Raw genomic sequence first — 14,705 nt, 5'->3', positions numbered from 1 at the left:
GCCCCGGTCCCCCCCGACGTCATATCGTGGGTGGCACGGCGCCCGCAGCACCCTGCGCGCCGCCCCGACCCGAGGATCAGACACCCATGACCCGCGTGATCGCCGGCTCGGCCGGCGGACGCCGCCTGGCCGTCCCGCCCGGTACCGGCACCCGCCCCACCTCCGACCGCGCGCGCGAGGGCCTGTTCTCCACCTGGCAGGCGCTCCTCGGCACCCTCGACGGCATCCGGATCGCCGATCTGTACGCGGGCTCGGGAGCCGTCGGCCTCGAAGCGCTCTCCCGGGGCGCGGTCCACGCCCTGCTCGTCGAGGCCGATGCCAAGGCCGTCCGCACCGTCCGGGACAACGTCCGCACCCTGGGCCTGCCCGGCGCCGAGGTCCGGGCAGGCAAAGCCGAACAGATCGTGACGGGACCGGCGCCGGCGGAGCCGTACGACGTGGTGTTCCTGGACCCGCCGTACGCCGTCACCGACGACGATCTTGGCGAGATTCTGCTCACACTCCGTGCCCAGGGGTGGCTCTCGGCCGATGCGCTCGTCACCGTGGAGCGCAGCACCAGAGGCGGAGAATTCAGCTGGCCCAAGGGTTTCGAGCCGTTGCGGGCCCGTCGCTACGGCGAGGGAACGCTTTGGTACGGTCGCGCCGCCGCTACGTGCGAAGACGCACGATGACCGGACCGGAGAGCGAGGGAATCAAGTTGCGCCGCGCCGTCTGCCCGGGGTCGTTCGACCCCATCACCAATGGACATCTCGACATCATCGGCCGCGCCTCGAAGCTGTACGACGTCGTACATGTCGCGGTGATGATCAACCAGTCCAAGAAGGGTCTGTTCACGGTCGACGAGCGGATCGAGATGATCCGCCAGGTCACCGCGGACTTCGGCAACGTCCAGGTCGAGGCCTTCCACGGGCTGCTGGTCGACTTCTGCAAGCAGCGCGACATCCCGGCGATCGTGAAGGGCCTGCGGGCCGTCAGCGACTTCGACTACGAACTTCAGATGGCCCAGATGAACAACGGGCTCTCAGGTGTCGAAACGCTCTTCGTGCCGACCAATCCGACCTACAGTTTCCTGTCGTCCTCCCTGGTCAAGGAGGTGGCGACCTGGGGCGGCGACGTCTCGCACCTGCTGCCGCCACTGGTCCAGGAGGCCCTGACGGAGCGCCTCGCCCAGCGGTGAGGCACTGACAGCCCGTCACCAGGTGTCGGGCGGGGGCCGACTGGCCGTACAGTCGTCCCGTCCGTCTCCAATCGGCAGTAGAGAGTGGCGAGCACACGGTGGACGTGCAGAAGAAGCTCGACGAGATCGTCGAAGCGGTCGGGAGCGCCCGGTCGATGCCCATGTCGGCGTCCTGCGTGGTCAACCGCGCCGAACTGCTCGCGATGCTCGAAGAGGTGCGCCAGGCCCTGCCAGGCTCCCTGGCGCACGCGCAGGAGCTCATCGGCGGCCGGGAGCAGCTCGTCGAGCAGGCCCGACAGGAGGCCGGGCGGATCATCGAGACCGCCCACGCCGAGCGCGGCTCGCTGATCTCCGACACCGAGATCGCCCGCCGGTCCCAGGCCGAGGCCGACCGGATCCTCGGTGAGGCCCGCAAGGACGCCGAGGAGATCCGCGGCGAGGCCGACGAGTACGTCGACAGCAAGCTCGCCAACTTCGAGGTCGTCCTCACCAAGACCATCGGTTCCGTCGACCGGGGCCGCGAGAAGCTCCTCGGCCGGGGCGAGGGCTTCGACGAGCAGGGCTACGAGGACCCGGACTTCGCCGAGGCCCCCGAGCGCAGCGCCGACCCGGCCACGCTCCAGCGCCGGGCCGACGAGTACGTGGACACCAAGCTCGGTGCCTTCGAGGCGGTGCTCGCCAAGACCCTGGAGGCGGTGGGCCGGGGCCGGCAGAAACTGCACGGCCGGGTCGCCACCGACGACCTCGGCGCGCACATGGCCGCCCAGGACGCCGCGGGCAGCCAGGGCCACACCAGCGACGAGGACCACTGGGCGGGACTGGCCGAGACGGCCGCCCCGCAACCGCAGCAGGTGCCCCAGCAGGTGCCCCAGCAGCTGCCGCCGCAGGTTGATCCGCAGTTCCCCGCACAGGCGGAGCCGCAGTACGCGCAGACGTACCCGTACCAGGACCAGCCGCAGCAGGACGTGTACGGCTACCAGCAGCAGCCGGACCCCTACGCCGGGTACCAGCAGCAGGGCTACGACCAGAATCAGGTCCAGCTGCCCGCCCAGGGCTACGACGCCTGGCAGCAGCAGCCCGTCCAGGCCCAGCAGCCCCTCCAGCAGCACGGTGAGGGCGCCCTGGACGAGACCAGCCTGTTCGACACCAGCATGATCGACCTGGAGCAGCTCCGCCGGTACGAACAGGAGCGCTGACCGGCCGGGGGCCGGTCGGGGAGCCGCTCAGGGGGCGGATCAGGACCGGATTGGGAGCTGGGCGGCGCGTCAAGTATCCTGGTTCTTCGGTCGCGCGTATTCCGCGATGCAGGCTGCCCGCTTCGACTCCGGAGCCGGTCGGCCCTCCCCACCACGCGTGATGCGCATGATTTCGAAAGCAGGAAAAGCCCTGAACGGCCACCTCGACCACCGAAACCCTCTCGTGTTCGATACGCACGAGCTGGGTCGGCGTCCAGGTGCCCTGAAGCGGCTGACCCGCTCGGTGGACGCCCCCAAGGACTTCGGTATCGACGGAGTCGTCGGTGTGCCGGAAGGCGCACCCGTGGAGCTGGATGTCCGCCTCGAATCGGTCATGGAAGGTGTGCTTGTCACAGGCACCGCCCGTGCATCGGCCGAGGGGGAGTGCGTAAGGTGTCTGGAGCCGCTGAGTCTTGAGGTCGAGGCGGACTTCCAGGAGATGTTCTCGTACCCTGACGCCGATGACCGGAACCGCAGCAAGACGGCGGACCCGGTCGACGACGCCGAGGACGACGAGGACAGGTTCTTCCTTGAGGACGGCTTGTTCGACCTCGAGTCAGTGCTGCGTGATGCGGTGGTGCTCGCACTGCCGATGCAGCCGGTGTGCCGGGAGACCTGCGCCGGTCTGTGCTCCGAATGCGGAGTCAGGCTGGACGAGAACCCCGGTCACCACCACGAAGCCCTCGACATTCGTTGGGCGGCATTGCAGGGACTCGCCGAGACCGTTCAGGACGGCGAGAAGGACAACATGGGCGGCGCCGAACCTGGCGTCGACGAGAAGCAGGAGAAGTAGCCGTGGCTGTTCCGAAGCGGAAGATGTCGCGCAGCAACACGCGCCACCGCCGGTCGCAGTGGAAGGCTGCGGTCCCCACCCTGGTTTCGTGCGAGCGTTGCCAGGAGCCGAAGCTGCAGCACATTGCGTGCCCCAGCTGCGGCACGTACAACAAGCGCCAGGTCCTCGAGGTCTGAGCGGCTGGTGAGAGGCCCGATGTCTGAGTTGTCCCACGCCAAGAAGCAGGCAGACAACGTCAACACAGCCTCGTCCCACACGCTTCTGGAAGGGCGGCTCGGGTACCACCTCGAGTCCGCCCTTCTGGTGCGTGCGCTGACCCATCGTTCGTACGCGTACGAGAACGGCGGTCTGCCCACCAACGAGCGGCTCGAATTCCTCGGGGATTCGGTGCTCGGACTGGTGGTCACGGACACGCTGTACCGCACTCACCCCGACCTGCCTGAAGGCCAGCTGGCCAAATTGCGGGCCGCGGTGGTCAACTCGCGTGCGCTTGCGGAAGTGGGCCGCGGCCTCGAACTCGGCTCCTTCATCCGGCTCGGCCGCGGTGAAGAGGGCACGGGTGGCCGGGACAAGGCGTCCATCCTCGCCGACACCCTGGAAGCGGTGCTCGGCGCGGTCTATCTCGATCAGGGCCTCGGCGCGGCCTCGGAGCTGGTCCACCGGCTCTTCGACCCGCTGATCGACAGGTCCTCCAACCTCGGCGCCGGCCTGGACTGGAAGACCAGTCTCCAGGAGCTGACCGCGAGCGAGAGCCTCGGGGTTCCCGAGTACCTCGTCACGGAGACCGGCCCGGATCACGAGAAGACCTTTACTGCTGCTGCTCGCGTCGGTGGTGTCTCGTACGGCACCGGCACCGGCCGTAGCAAGAAGGAAGCGGAGCAACAGGCGGCAGAATCCGCCTGGCGCGAGATCAGCGCCGCCGCGGAGGCGCGGGAGGCTGTGGCCAAGGAGGCCGCCGCCGACGGAGGGGCCGCCGACACCCCTGCCGACCCGCCGCCGTCCACGGACGTCGCTCCTGCCTGACCCGAGAACCCCTCGGTGCCCTGTGCACCGGGGGGTTTTCCCTGCCCCGAACCGTTTCGCCTGCCCCGAATCCGCCCGTTCCCCGCCGAATCCCCAGGAGCGACACCGTGCCCGAGCTGCCCGAGGTCGAAGTCGTACGACGCGGTCTCCAGCGCTGGGTGACCGGGCGCACGGTCGACGACGTCGAGGTCCTGCACCCGCGGGCGGTCCGCCGTCATCTCGCGGGGGGCGTGGACTTCGCGGCCCGGCTCGCCGGCATCCGTTTCGGACCGGCGATGCGCCGCGGCAAATACCTCTGGGTGCCGCTGGACGACACGTCCAGCTCACTCCTCGGGCACCTCGGCATGAGCGGTCAGCTGCTCGTCCAGCCGCAGGACGCCGCCGACGAGAAGCATCTGCGCGTCCGGATCCGGTTCGACGACTCCCTCGGCACCGAACTGCGCTTCGTCGACCAGCGCACCTTCGGCGGCCTCTCGCTCCACGACAACACCCCCGACGGAGTGCCGGACACCATCGCGCACATCGCCCGCGATCCGCTGGACCCGGAATTCGACGACGCCGCCTTCCACACCGCGCTGCGACTGCGCCGCACCACGGTCAAGCGCGCCCTGCTCGATCAGTCGCTGATCAGCGGTGTCGGCAACATCTACGCGGACGAGGCGCTGTGGCGCGCCAAGCTGCACTACGACCGGCCGACCGCGACCCTGACCCGTCCCAAGTCGGCCGAGCTGCTCGGCCATGTCCGCGAGGTGATGAACGCGGCGCTGGAACAGGGCGGCACGAGTTTCGACAGCCTCTACGTCAATGTGAACGGTGAGTCCGGCTACTTCGACCGGTCGCTGGACGCCTACGGGCGCGAGGACGAGCCCTGCCACCGCTGCGGTACGCCGATGAGGCGCCGCGCCTGGATGAACCGGTCCAGCTACTTCTGCCCGCGCTGTCAGCGTCCGCCGCGCGACGCCGGCTGAGTAAGCGGCGGCGCGCTAGCCCTCCCGGGCCGCGTGGGCCTCGTCGTAGCGGTCACGGGCCACCATGACCTCGGCCATCCGGCCCTCGACGAGCTGGATCAGCCCGAGCAACTGCTCGGCGACCTGTTGTCCCAGCGGTGTGAGCTCGTAGTCGACGCGGGGTGGGTTGGTGGGCTGTGCCTCGCGGTGCACCAGCCCGTCACGCTCCAGGGCGTGCAGTGTCTGGGAGAGCATCTTCTCGCTCACCCCGTCGACCCGGCGGCGCAGTGCGTTGAAGCGGAGGCTGCCCTCGTACAGGGCGCCGAGCGTCAGGCTTCCCCAGCGACCGGTGACATGTTCCAGGGTGCCGCGCGAGGGGCACCGCTTGGAGAACACGTCGAAGAGCCACTCGTCGCCCGGGCGGTCGTCCGTCCCGCTGCCGCCGTTCTCGTCCATGGAAACCAGCGTACGCCCGCACAGCGCTCTCTACGGGGTTGCGCAATCCGTGGGGGAGCGGGTGGGGCGTACGAGGTCGGAGCGGGTGGTGGTGCGGGGCGGGCAGGGTTCAGAAGCCGAAGTCCTGGGTCCACCAGGGACCGCCGGAGCCGAAGTGGACACCCACGCCGAGCGTCTTGTAGTCGCAGTTGAGAATGTTCGCGCGGTGGCCGTCGCTGTTCATCCAGGCGTCCATCACGGCCTGTGCGCCGGCCTGGCCGCGGGCGATGTTCTCGCCGCCGAGTCCGTCCACGCCGGCCTTGGCGGCACGGTCCCAGGGGGTCCTGCCGTCAGGGTCGGTGTGGTCGAAGAAACCGCGGGCGGCCATGTCGTCGCTGAAGTTCTGGGCGAGCGAGGCCAGCGAACTGCTTGCGGTCACCGGGCTGCAGCCGGCCTTGGAGCGCTCCTGGTTGACCAGGGAGAGCACGGCGGCCTGGGCCGAGGTGTCGGCGGGCGGCGCCGTGGTCCGGCGGGGGGCCGGAGCGGAGGTCGAGGGCGCCGGCGCCGCTGCCGCCGAGCTCGCGGCCGCGGGGGCATTCTTCGTGGCCGCGGCCGCGGGAGCCTGCGAAGCGGAAGCCCGCCGGGAGGGCTCCTTCTGCTCCGCCTCCGTCGTCGCCCCGGACGTCTTGGAGGGGGAGGAGGACGGCTTGCCGTCGGCGGAGGAGCCCGGCTTCGTGGGCCCGTCGCTGCGGCCGGTGCCGCGACTGGCGGTGTCGGACGCGGTCGCGCGGTCGGCCGGCGCGGTCGTGGAGCCGCCCTGCGTCAGCAGGTCCGGTGCGCCCTGGGAGCGCACCTGGTCGGCGGCGGAACCGCCACCCAGGTGGTTGTCGCCGCCGGGCAGCAGACCTGAGGCCACGGCCACGGCCCCGACGGCCATGGCCGCGGAGACGCCGAGCAGTCCTGTACGTACCGGCATCCCGGACCGCTTCCTGCGGCGGGCTCCCCGGCCCCGGCCCGTGTCCCACTCCGCGGTCTCTTCAGCGGCGGGAGCTGCGGCGGAGCGTCGATGGCGTCCCATCTGCTGTGCCCTTCTGACGACCTGGACGCCATTGTCGACGCCACCATGACTCACCCGATCGAGTGAAGCTTTTGCGAGGGGACTGTACGCCATGGCCTTTCGGCGAGAAGTGCTCCGAGAGCAATTGGCCGGTTAGCGTTCGGGTATGAACGAAGATGTACGACTCACCGCCTGGGTACGCGGCCGAGTACAGCAAGTAGGGTTTCGCTGGTTCACCAGGGCAAACGCCCTGGAGATCGGCGGCCTCACCGGATTCGCCCTCAATCTCGACGACGGCAGGGTGCAGGTGGTCGCCGAGGGGCGGCGTGCGGATTGCCACCGTCTGCTGGATTGGCTGCGCTCGGACGACACACCCGGCCGCGTTGACGGAGTCACTGAGATCTGGGACACCCCGCGGGGCGGATACGAGGGTTTTGCGATCCGCTGATCCGGTACCCGGAAGGGCTCGGGAAAAGTCTCGTGTTCGGACTGTGTTCGAGTTGCGGCGTGGGGTGACGGCGAGGGGCGCAGCTGTGCGCACACATGAAATGACCTGCGGAATGATCCGGTGGTTGCCAAGATTCGGTTGCCGTGCGAGGCTGCGGCGAGAAGGATGATCTCCCTGCCTCTGAGGGCCCCGCAGGAGAGTCGCGCCGCATGATCGTCAAGCCGCGCGCCCCCGGGACGCCCGTCTCTACAGGCTGTGATCGTGTTGACCGTCAAACTTTTTGGTGAGACGCTGAAAACCCCGCGCACCTTAGCTGTTCGGCAGAGCTGTTTGGCAGCAGAACAGCAGTGAGCACAGAGCACTGCCGAGCACCGCGGGTGCGATTCCCTCACGACCCACACCGCATCGGTCGGTCACTCAGTGTGGAGGACCATCCTCATGGCAAAGGCGCTTCTCGGTTACGTCGGCGGTTCCGACCCGCGACTCCTCGCCGAGATGCGACGGCTCCAGCAGCGCGTCCAGGATCTTGAATCCGAGATCGTAAGGATTCAGGACGAGAACGACGCGCTCAATGCCGCCGCTCAGCACCAAGAGTCGCTGCTCGACAGCATCGACATCGACGTACCTCAGGCGGAGCCGGCGCTGACCTGACCGATGGCCCCCAGGGCCGGTCGGGCTGCACGCGTCAGCCGCACGGAATCATCATCGCCGGATCGCCACCGGATCATTGAAGATCGAATGCGCTTGGTCATCGATTGCGGTTGATCTGCGTCTTCATCTGCCTGCCATTGATCCGGCACGCGCGTCTCCCCGGAGGCGCCGGATCCGTCGGCACGGCAATGCACAAGATTTGTAGGGGACGCTTCGGCGTCCCTTCTTTCTTTTCCCCTCCGAACCGCGCCCGCCCCGCCCCGGACGTACACCCCTTCCCTTACCGTCTGATGTGCCCTGCACCTTCATCAGCGAAACCGAGAGCGAAAGGTAGAGTCCGGCGGCGTGCACCTCAAGTCCCTGACCCTGCGTGGTTTCAAATCGTTCGCCTCCGCCACGACCCTGCGGTTCGAACCCGGGATCACCTGTGTGGTCGGTCCCAATGGGTCGGGCAAGTCCAATGTGGTGGACGCGCTCTCCTGGGTCATGGGGGAGCAGGGTGCCAAATCCCTGCGCGGCGGCAAGATGGAGGACGTGATCTTCGCCGGTACCACCGGGCGGCCTCCGCTCGGGAGGGCGGAGGTGTCACTGACCATCGACAATTCCGACGGCGCACTGCCCATCGAGTACGCCGAAGTGACGATCACTCGGATCATGTTCCGCAATGGCGGCAGCGAATACCAGATCAATGGCGACACCTGCCGGCTGCTGGACATCCAGGAACTCCTCTCGGACTCCGGTATCGGCCGGGAGATGCATGTCATCGTCGGCCAGGGCCAGCTGGACTCCGTGCTGCACGCCGACCCGATGGGGCGCCGCGCGTTCATCGAGGAGGCCGCCGGTGTACTGAAGCACCGCAAGCGCAAGGAGAAGGCGCTGCGGAAACTGGACGCGATGGGGGCGAACCTGGCCCGGGTCCAGGACCTCACCGACGAACTGCGGCGACAGCTGAAGCCGCTCGGCCGGCAGGCGGCCGTCGCGCGCCGGGCCGCCGTCATCCAGGCCGATCTGCGCGACGCCCGGCTGCGGCTGCTCGCCGACGACCTGGTGCGGCTGCACACCGCGCTGCGCGGTGAGATCGCCGACGAGGCGGCGCTGAAGCAGCGCCGGGAGACGGCTGAGACGGAGCTCAAGGCGGCGCTCGGGCGCGAGGCGGAACTTGAGGACGAGGTACGGCGGCTGACGCCGCGGCTCCAGCGCGCCCAGCAGACCTGGTACGAGCTGTCGCAGCTGGCCGAACGGGTGCGCGGCACGATCTCGCTGGCCGACGCCCGGGTGAAGAGTGCCACCGCCCCACCGGAGGAGGAGCGGCGCGGCCGCGACCCGGAGGACATGGAACGCGAGGCCGCCCGGATCCGCGAGCAGGAGGCGGAGCTGGCCGCGGCGCTGGAAGCGGCGGAACACGCCCTGGAGGACACCGCCTCCCACCGGTCCGAGCTGGAAAAGGAGTTGGCGGCCGAGGAACGCAGGCTGAAGGATGCGGCCCGCGCCCTCGCGGACCGACGCGAAGGGCTCGCCCGGCTGACCGGTCAGGTCAACGCGGCCCGCAGCCGCGTCGGATCGGCGCAGTCGGAGATCGACCGGCTGGCCGCATCGCGCGACGAGGCGCGGGAGCGGGCGGTCGCCGCCCAGGAGGAGTACGAGCAGCTCAAGGCCGAGGTCGACGGCCTGGACGCCGGTGACGCCGAGCTCGGCGAGCGGCACGAGGCCGCCAGGAGCGAGCTGAAGGAGGCGGAGGCCTCGCTCTCCGCCGCCCGGGAGGCCGCCACCGCCGCCGAACGCAAGCGCGCCGCGGTCGCGGCCCGGCATGACGCACTGGCCCTCGGGCTGCGCCGCAAGGACGGCACCGGAGTGCTGCTCGGCGCCCGGGACCGGCTGACCGGCTTGCTCGGGCCGGCCGCGGAACTGCTCACGGTGGCCCCGGGACACGAGGTCGCGGTGGCCGCCGCACTGGGCGCGGCGGCGGACGCGGTGGCGGTGACGGACCCGGCCACCGCGGCCGAGGCGATCCGGCTGCTGCGGAAACTGGATGCGGGCCGGGCCGCGCTGCTGCTCGGAGGCGTCGGCGAGGGCGTCGGCGGAGGAGTTGGCGGAGGAGTTGGCGGAGCCGGGGGCGCGGGTGGTGCAGGTGTGCCGGGTGGTGCCGGCGGCGCGGACGGTGTCGATGTGCCCGGCGGTGCGGGAGGCGCAGGCGGTGCGGGCGGTGGTGTCGCCGTCCCCGGGAAGCCCGATGCGGTGGGGCAGGTGCCCGGTCAGGGTGCGGAGGTGGACACGGCGTCCCGGGGCGGCGTCGCCCACGTCCCCGGGCAGGGGGCGCAGCCCGCGCACGAGGGCGCGGCCCCGTCGGTCCCCCGGGGGCCCGGTACGGAGGCGGCTCAGGGGCCGGCCGGGACCGAGGCGGCGGCGGACGGACGGCCGGTGGCCCTGGCTCCCGGCGGCCGGGGGAACCCCGCCGTCGCCGATCTCGTCAGCGGTCCCGTCGAACTGATGGCCGCGGTGCGCAGGCTGGTGCGGGACATGGTGGTCGTCGGAACGCTGGAGGACGCCGAGGACCTGGTGGCCGCCCGTCCGGAGCTGACGGCCGTGACCGGCGAGGGCGACGTGCTCTCGGCGCACTTCGCGCACGGCGGTTCCGCGGGGGCGCCCAGTCTCCTCGAAGTCCGGGCGTCCGTGGACGAGGCGGCCGCCGAGCTGGCCGAACTGGCGGTGCGGTGCACGGAGCTGGCCGAGGCGCAGCGGCTCGCGGCGCAGCGGCGCGGCACCGTCGCGGCGCTCGTCGAGGAGCTGGGGGAGCGGCGCCGGGCCGCCGACCGGGAGAAGTCCGGGGTGGCCCAGCAGCTCGGGCGACTGGCCGGCCAGGCGCGGGGTGCGGCCGGTGAGGCGGACCGGATGGCCGCCTCCGCCGCCCGCGCCCAGGAGGCGCTGGAGCGCGCGACCCAGGACGCGGAGGAGCTCGCCGAGCGGCTGCTCGTCGCCGAGGAGGCCACGCAGGACGGCGCGGACGAGGAACCGGACACCGGCGTGCGCGACCGGCTCGCCGCCGACGGTGCCAATGCCCGCCAGACCGAGATGGAGGCCCGCCTCCAGGTCCGTACCCACGAGGAACGCGTCAAGGCGCTGGCCGGCCGCGCCGACTCCCTCGACCGCGGCGCCCGCGCCGAACGGGAGGCGCGGGCCCGCGTCGAGCAGCGCAGGACCCGGCTGCGTCACGAGGCCGCGGTGGCCTCCGCCGTGGCGTCCGGCGCCCGTCAGCTGCTTGCCCACGTCGAGGTGTCCGTCGTACGGGCGGAACAGGAACGGGTCGCCGCCGAGGCCTCGAAGGCCGAGCGGGAACGGGAGCTGGCGGACGAGCGCCGGCAGGGCCGCGACCTCAAGGGCGAGCTCGACAAGCTGACGGACTCGGTCCACCGGGGAGAGGTGCTCGGCGCCGAGAAGCGGCTGCGGATAGAGCAGCTGGAGGCGAAGGCCCTGGAGGAGCTGGGTGTGGAGCCGGCCGGTCTGGCCGCCGAGTACGGGCCCGACCAGCTCGTGCCGCCGTCCCCGGCCGCGGAGGGCGAGGAGCTGCCGGAGGACCCGGAGCATCCGCGCAACCAGCCGAAGGCGTTCGTCAGGGCCGAGCAGGAGAAGCGGCTGAAGTCGGCCGAACGGGCGTACCAGCAACTCGGGAAGGTGAATCCGCTCGCTCTCGAAGAGTTCTCCGCGCTGGAGGAGCGGCACAAGTTCCTCTCCGAGCAGCTTGAGGACCTGAAGAAGACCCGGGCCGATCTGATGCAGGTCATCAAGGAGGTCGACGAGCGCGTCGAGCAGGTCTTCACCGAGGCGTACCGGGACACCGCCCGCGAGTTCGAGGGCGTCTTCTCGCGCCTCTTCCCGGGCGGTGAGGGGCGGCTCATCCTGACCGACCCGGACCATATGCTCACGACCGGCGTGGACGTCGAGGCCCGCCCGCCGGGCAAGAAGGTGAAGCGGCTGTCCCTGCTGTCCGGCGGTGAACGGTCGCTGACAGCAGTGGCGTTGCTCGTCTCGATCTTCAAGGCCAGGCCGAGCCCGTTCTATGTGATGGACGAGGTCGAGGCAGCCCTCGACGACACCAACCTGCAGCGGCTGATCCGGATCATGGTGGAACTCCAGGAGAGCTCGCAGCTCATCGTGATCACGCACCAGAAGCGGACGATGGAGGTCGCGGACGCGCTCTACGGTGTCTCGATGCAGGGCGACGGGGTCTCCAAGGTCATCAGTCAGCGGCTGCGCTGAGCCTTTCTCGGCTTGATTCGAACTTCAAGACTTCAATGTTCCTGCTCCCTGCTCCTGGGGTGAATACCCGCAAGGAAGGCGATGTTGCCTTCGAAAATTGAACATGAAGCCCCTGTGATGCTGCTTTCTTCTTCAAGTGGTGGCAGGGGTGAACGTATGCGCCACTGGAAACAGCTCGCCCCCCACGCCTGCGTCAGCGGCCAGGCACCAGGAGTTCATGTGACCAGCACATCGCAGGGACCGGAGTCCGGAGCAAGAGCGGCCCATCCGGACCACCTCGGCCATGTCATCTTCATCACGGCAGCCGCTGCGATGGGCGGCTTCCTCTTCGGTTACGACAGCTCCGTGATCAACGGGGCGGTCGAGGCGATCCGCAGCCGGTACGACATCGGCTCCGGCACCCTCGCCCAGGTCATCGCCATCGCCCTGATCGGCTGTGCGATCGGCGCGGCCACCGCGGGCCGCATCGCCGACCGTATCGGCCGCATCCGCTGCATGCAGATCGCCTCGGTCCTCTTCACCATCAGCGCCGTCGGTTCCGCGCTCCCGTTCGCGCTCTGGGACCTGGCGATGTGGCGCATCATCGGTGGCTTCGCCATCGGCATGGCCTCGGTGATCGGCCCGGCGTACATCGCCGAGGTCTCGCCGCCCGCCTACCGAGGCCGTCTCGGCTCCTTCCAGCAGGCCGCGATCGTCATCGGCATCGCCATCTCCCAGCTGGTCAACTACGGCATCCTGCAGATCGCCGACGGTGACCAGCGCGGCAGGATCGGCGGCCTCGAAGCCTGGCAGTGGATGCTCGGCGTGATGGTCGTGCCCGCCCTCCTGTACGGGCTGCTGTCCCTCGCGATCCCCGAGTCGCCGCGGTTCCTGATCTCGGTCGGCAAGAAGGAGCGGGCTCGACAGATCCTGTCGGAGGTCGAGGGCAACAATGTCGACCTGGACGCCCGGGTGGCCGAGATCGAGACCGCGATGCACCGCGAGCACAAGTCGACCTTCAAGGATCTGCTGGGCAGCCGCTTCGGCTTCCTGCCCATCGTCTGGATCGGTATCGGCCTGTCGGTCTTCCAGCAGCTCGTCGGCATCAATGTGGCGTTCTACTACTCGGCGACACTGTGGCAGTCCGTCGGCATCGACCCGACCGACTCGTTCTTCTATTCGTTCACCACCTCGATCATCAACATCATCGGTACGGTGATCGCGATGGTTCTGGTGGACCGCGTGGGCCGCCGCCCGCTGGCCCTCGTCGGCTCCTGCGGCATGGCCGTCGCCCTCGCCTTCGAGGCGTGGGCCTTCTCCGCCGACCTGGTCGACGGCAAGCTCCCCAACACCCAGGGCGTGGTCGCGCTCGTCGCCGCGCACGTCTTCGTGCTCTTCTTCGCCCTGTCGTGGGGTGTCGTGGTCTGGGTCTTCCTCGGCGAGATGTTCCCCAACCGGATCCGCGCCGCGGCGCTCGGCGTCGCCGCGTCCGCCCAGTGGATCGCCAACTGGGCGATCACCGCGAGCTTCCCGAGCCTCGCCGACTGGAACCTGTCGGGCACGTACATCATCTACGCCTGCTTCGCCACGCTCTCGATCCCCTTCGTCGTCTTGTTCGTCAAGGAGACCAAGGGCAAGGCGCTGGAGGAGATGGGCTGATCCCCGCTCCCCGCCCCGTGAATCCGTACGGCTCCGGCCCGCTGGTGCGGGCCGGAGCCGTACGGATTCACCCGCCGGTCGCCTCGCAGAACAGCCGCAGACTGCGCCACCCCTCCTCGACCGGCATCCCGCCGCACAGCGGATGCAGCACCAGGCTGTCCAGCTCCCGGCCCAGATCCGCGCACGCCTGAGGCGTGACGATCCGGTAGACACCCTCTTCGCGCAGCTCCGCCACCGTCGTCGCCGCCGAACGGACGGCCGAGCGGATGTCCTTGGACTGCCAGGAGGCATACGTACGTGCCTCGTGCAGGAAGTGCTCCCCGTACTCGGCCCATGTCCGGTCCGGGTCCTCGGACACATGCAGCAACGGCGTCTCGGCCGCGGGCATCATGCAGAAGCCCTCCGTACCGTGCTCCGCGCGCTGCTCGTGGTAGTACGCCTCCAGCTCCGGCAGATGCGCGCTCGGGAACAGCGGCAGCCCCAGCCGCGCCGCCCGCCGCGCCGCCGCCCGGGAGCTGCCGCCCACCAGCAGCAGCGGGTGCGGCCGGGTGAACGGCCGGGGGGTGACCGTGACCGTACGGCCGCGGAACTCGAACGGCTCCCCGGTCCACGCCAGCAGCAGTGTCTCCAGCAGCTCGTCCTGGATCCGGCCGCGCCTGCCCCATTCGACGCCCGCCCGCTCGTACTCCTCGGGCCGGTAGCCGATCCCCGCGACCGTGACCAGCCGGCCCGCGCTCAGCAGGTCGAGCACCGCGATGTCCTCCGCCAGCCGCAGCGGGTCGTGCAGCGGCCCGATCACCGCGGACACCGTGACCGCGATCCGGCCGGTGGCGCCGAAGACGGCACCGGCGAGGACGAAGGGGGAGGGCAGCCAGGAGTTGGCGGCCCCGTGGTGCTCCTCGGTCTGCACGGTGTCGACGCCGTGCTCGTCGGCGTACGCGGCCATGTCCAGGGCCGCGCGGTAGCGTGCCGAGAGCGAGGCGGGTGTGGCGTCTGGATCGACGAGGTTGAACCGGACGACTGTGAAGGCCATGACACTGTCCCCTT

General features: G+C 70.1%; 14 protein-coding genes. 11 read left to right on the top strand and 3 right to left on the bottom strand.

Features of this window, described 5'->3' with window-relative positions:
* Positions 1-86: 86 nt before the first annotated feature.
* From rsmD to mutM, 7 genes are all read left to right on the top strand, one after another.
* The gene (rsmD, locus tag OG322_RS08875) at positions 87-671 is read left to right on the top strand and encodes a 16S rRNA (guanine(966)-N(2))-methyltransferase RsmD (RefSeq protein ID WP_123461894.1); all 585 of its coding nucleotides are present in this window, start codon (positions 87-89) and stop codon (positions 669-671) included.
* Between the two features lie 26 nt (positions 672-697).
* The gene (gene coaD, locus OG322_RS08870) at positions 698-1,177 is read left to right on the top strand and encodes a pantetheine-phosphate adenylyltransferase (RefSeq protein WP_185095448.1); all 480 of its coding nucleotides are present in this window, start codon (positions 698-700) and stop codon (positions 1,175-1,177) included.
* A gap of 98 nt (positions 1,178-1,275) precedes the next feature.
* Positions 1,276-2,373: a cell division initiation protein gene (locus OG322_RS08865; RefSeq protein ID WP_329306274.1), complete on the top strand. Its 1,098-nt coding sequence runs from the start codon at positions 1,276-1,278 to the stop codon at positions 2,371-2,373.
* A gap of 166 nt (positions 2,374-2,539) precedes the next feature.
* Entirely contained in the window at positions 2,540-3,205 is a 666-nt protein-coding gene (locus tag OG322_RS08860) for a YceD family protein (protein ID WP_123462534.1), read from the top strand.
* Between the two features lie 2 nt (positions 3,206-3,207).
* Positions 3,208-3,381: a 50S ribosomal protein L32 gene (gene rpmF, locus OG322_RS08855; protein WP_003965982.1), complete on the top strand. Its 174-nt coding sequence runs from the start codon at positions 3,208-3,210 to the stop codon at positions 3,379-3,381.
* A 19-nt stretch (positions 3,382-3,400) separates the two neighbouring features.
* The gene (rnc, locus tag OG322_RS08850) at positions 3,401-4,228 is read left to right on the top strand and encodes a ribonuclease III (protein WP_123461900.1); all 828 of its coding nucleotides are present in this window, start codon (positions 3,401-3,403) and stop codon (positions 4,226-4,228) included.
* A 107-nt stretch (positions 4,229-4,335) separates the two neighbouring features.
* Complete coding sequence (mutM, locus tag OG322_RS08845) at positions 4,336-5,196, top strand: bifunctional DNA-formamidopyrimidine glycosylase/DNA-(apurinic or apyrimidinic site) lyase (RefSeq protein ID WP_123461902.1); 861 nt, start codon at positions 4,336-4,338, stop codon at positions 5,194-5,196.
* Between the two features lie 15 nt (positions 5,197-5,211).
* Here the strand turns inward: mutM and OG322_RS08840 are convergent, their stop codons facing one another.
* Together OG322_RS08840 and OG322_RS08835 are read right to left on the bottom strand one after the other, a co-directional pair.
* The gene (locus OG322_RS08840) at positions 5,212-5,631 is read right to left on the bottom strand and encodes a winged helix-turn-helix transcriptional regulator (protein ID WP_123461904.1); all 420 of its coding nucleotides are present in this window, start codon (positions 5,629-5,631) and stop codon (positions 5,212-5,214) included.
* A gap of 109 nt (positions 5,632-5,740) precedes the next feature.
* A complete protein-coding gene (locus tag OG322_RS08835) occupies positions 5,741-6,688 on the bottom strand; it encodes a CAP domain-containing protein (RefSeq protein WP_329306273.1) in 948 nt (315 codons plus the stop codon).
* Between the two features lie 145 nt (positions 6,689-6,833).
* Between OG322_RS08835 and OG322_RS08830 the strand changes: the two genes are divergently transcribed.
* The 4 genes from OG322_RS08830 (at position 6,834) to OG322_RS08815 (ending at position 13,658) form a co-directional block, all read left to right on the top strand.
* Positions 6,834-7,115, top strand: a complete 282-nt coding sequence (locus OG322_RS08830) for an acylphosphatase (protein ID WP_123461908.1) — start codon at positions 6,834-6,836, stop codon at positions 7,113-7,115.
* A gap of 438 nt (positions 7,116-7,553) precedes the next feature.
* Positions 7,554-7,766, top strand: a complete 213-nt coding sequence (locus OG322_RS08825) for a hypothetical protein (protein WP_024494492.1) — start codon at positions 7,554-7,556, stop codon at positions 7,764-7,766.
* A gap of 345 nt (positions 7,767-8,111) precedes the next feature.
* Positions 8,112-12,020: an AAA family ATPase gene (locus OG322_RS08820; protein ID WP_329306272.1), complete on the top strand. Its 3,909-nt coding sequence runs from the start codon at positions 8,112-8,114 to the stop codon at positions 12,018-12,020.
* A gap of 219 nt (positions 12,021-12,239) precedes the next feature.
* Positions 12,240-13,658, top strand: a complete 1,419-nt coding sequence (locus OG322_RS08815; protein WP_266410866.1) for a sugar porter family MFS transporter — start codon at positions 12,240-12,242, stop codon at positions 13,656-13,658.
* 67 nt (positions 13,659-13,725) lie between these two features.
* Here OG322_RS08815 and OG322_RS08810 read toward each other — a convergent pair whose 3' ends face one another.
* Complete coding sequence (locus OG322_RS08810) at positions 13,726-14,691, bottom strand: LLM class flavin-dependent oxidoreductase (RefSeq protein ID WP_123461914.1); 966 nt, start codon at positions 14,689-14,691, stop codon at positions 13,726-13,728.
* Between the last annotated feature and the right edge of the window lie 14 nt (positions 14,692-14,705).

The sequence above is a fragment of the Streptomyces sp. NBC_01260 genome, assembly GCF_036226405.1.
Classification (GTDB): Bacteria; Actinomycetota; Actinomycetes; order Streptomycetales; family Streptomycetaceae; genus Streptomyces; species Streptomyces laculatispora.
This window is presented reverse-complemented; position numbering and strand designations above follow the sequence as displayed.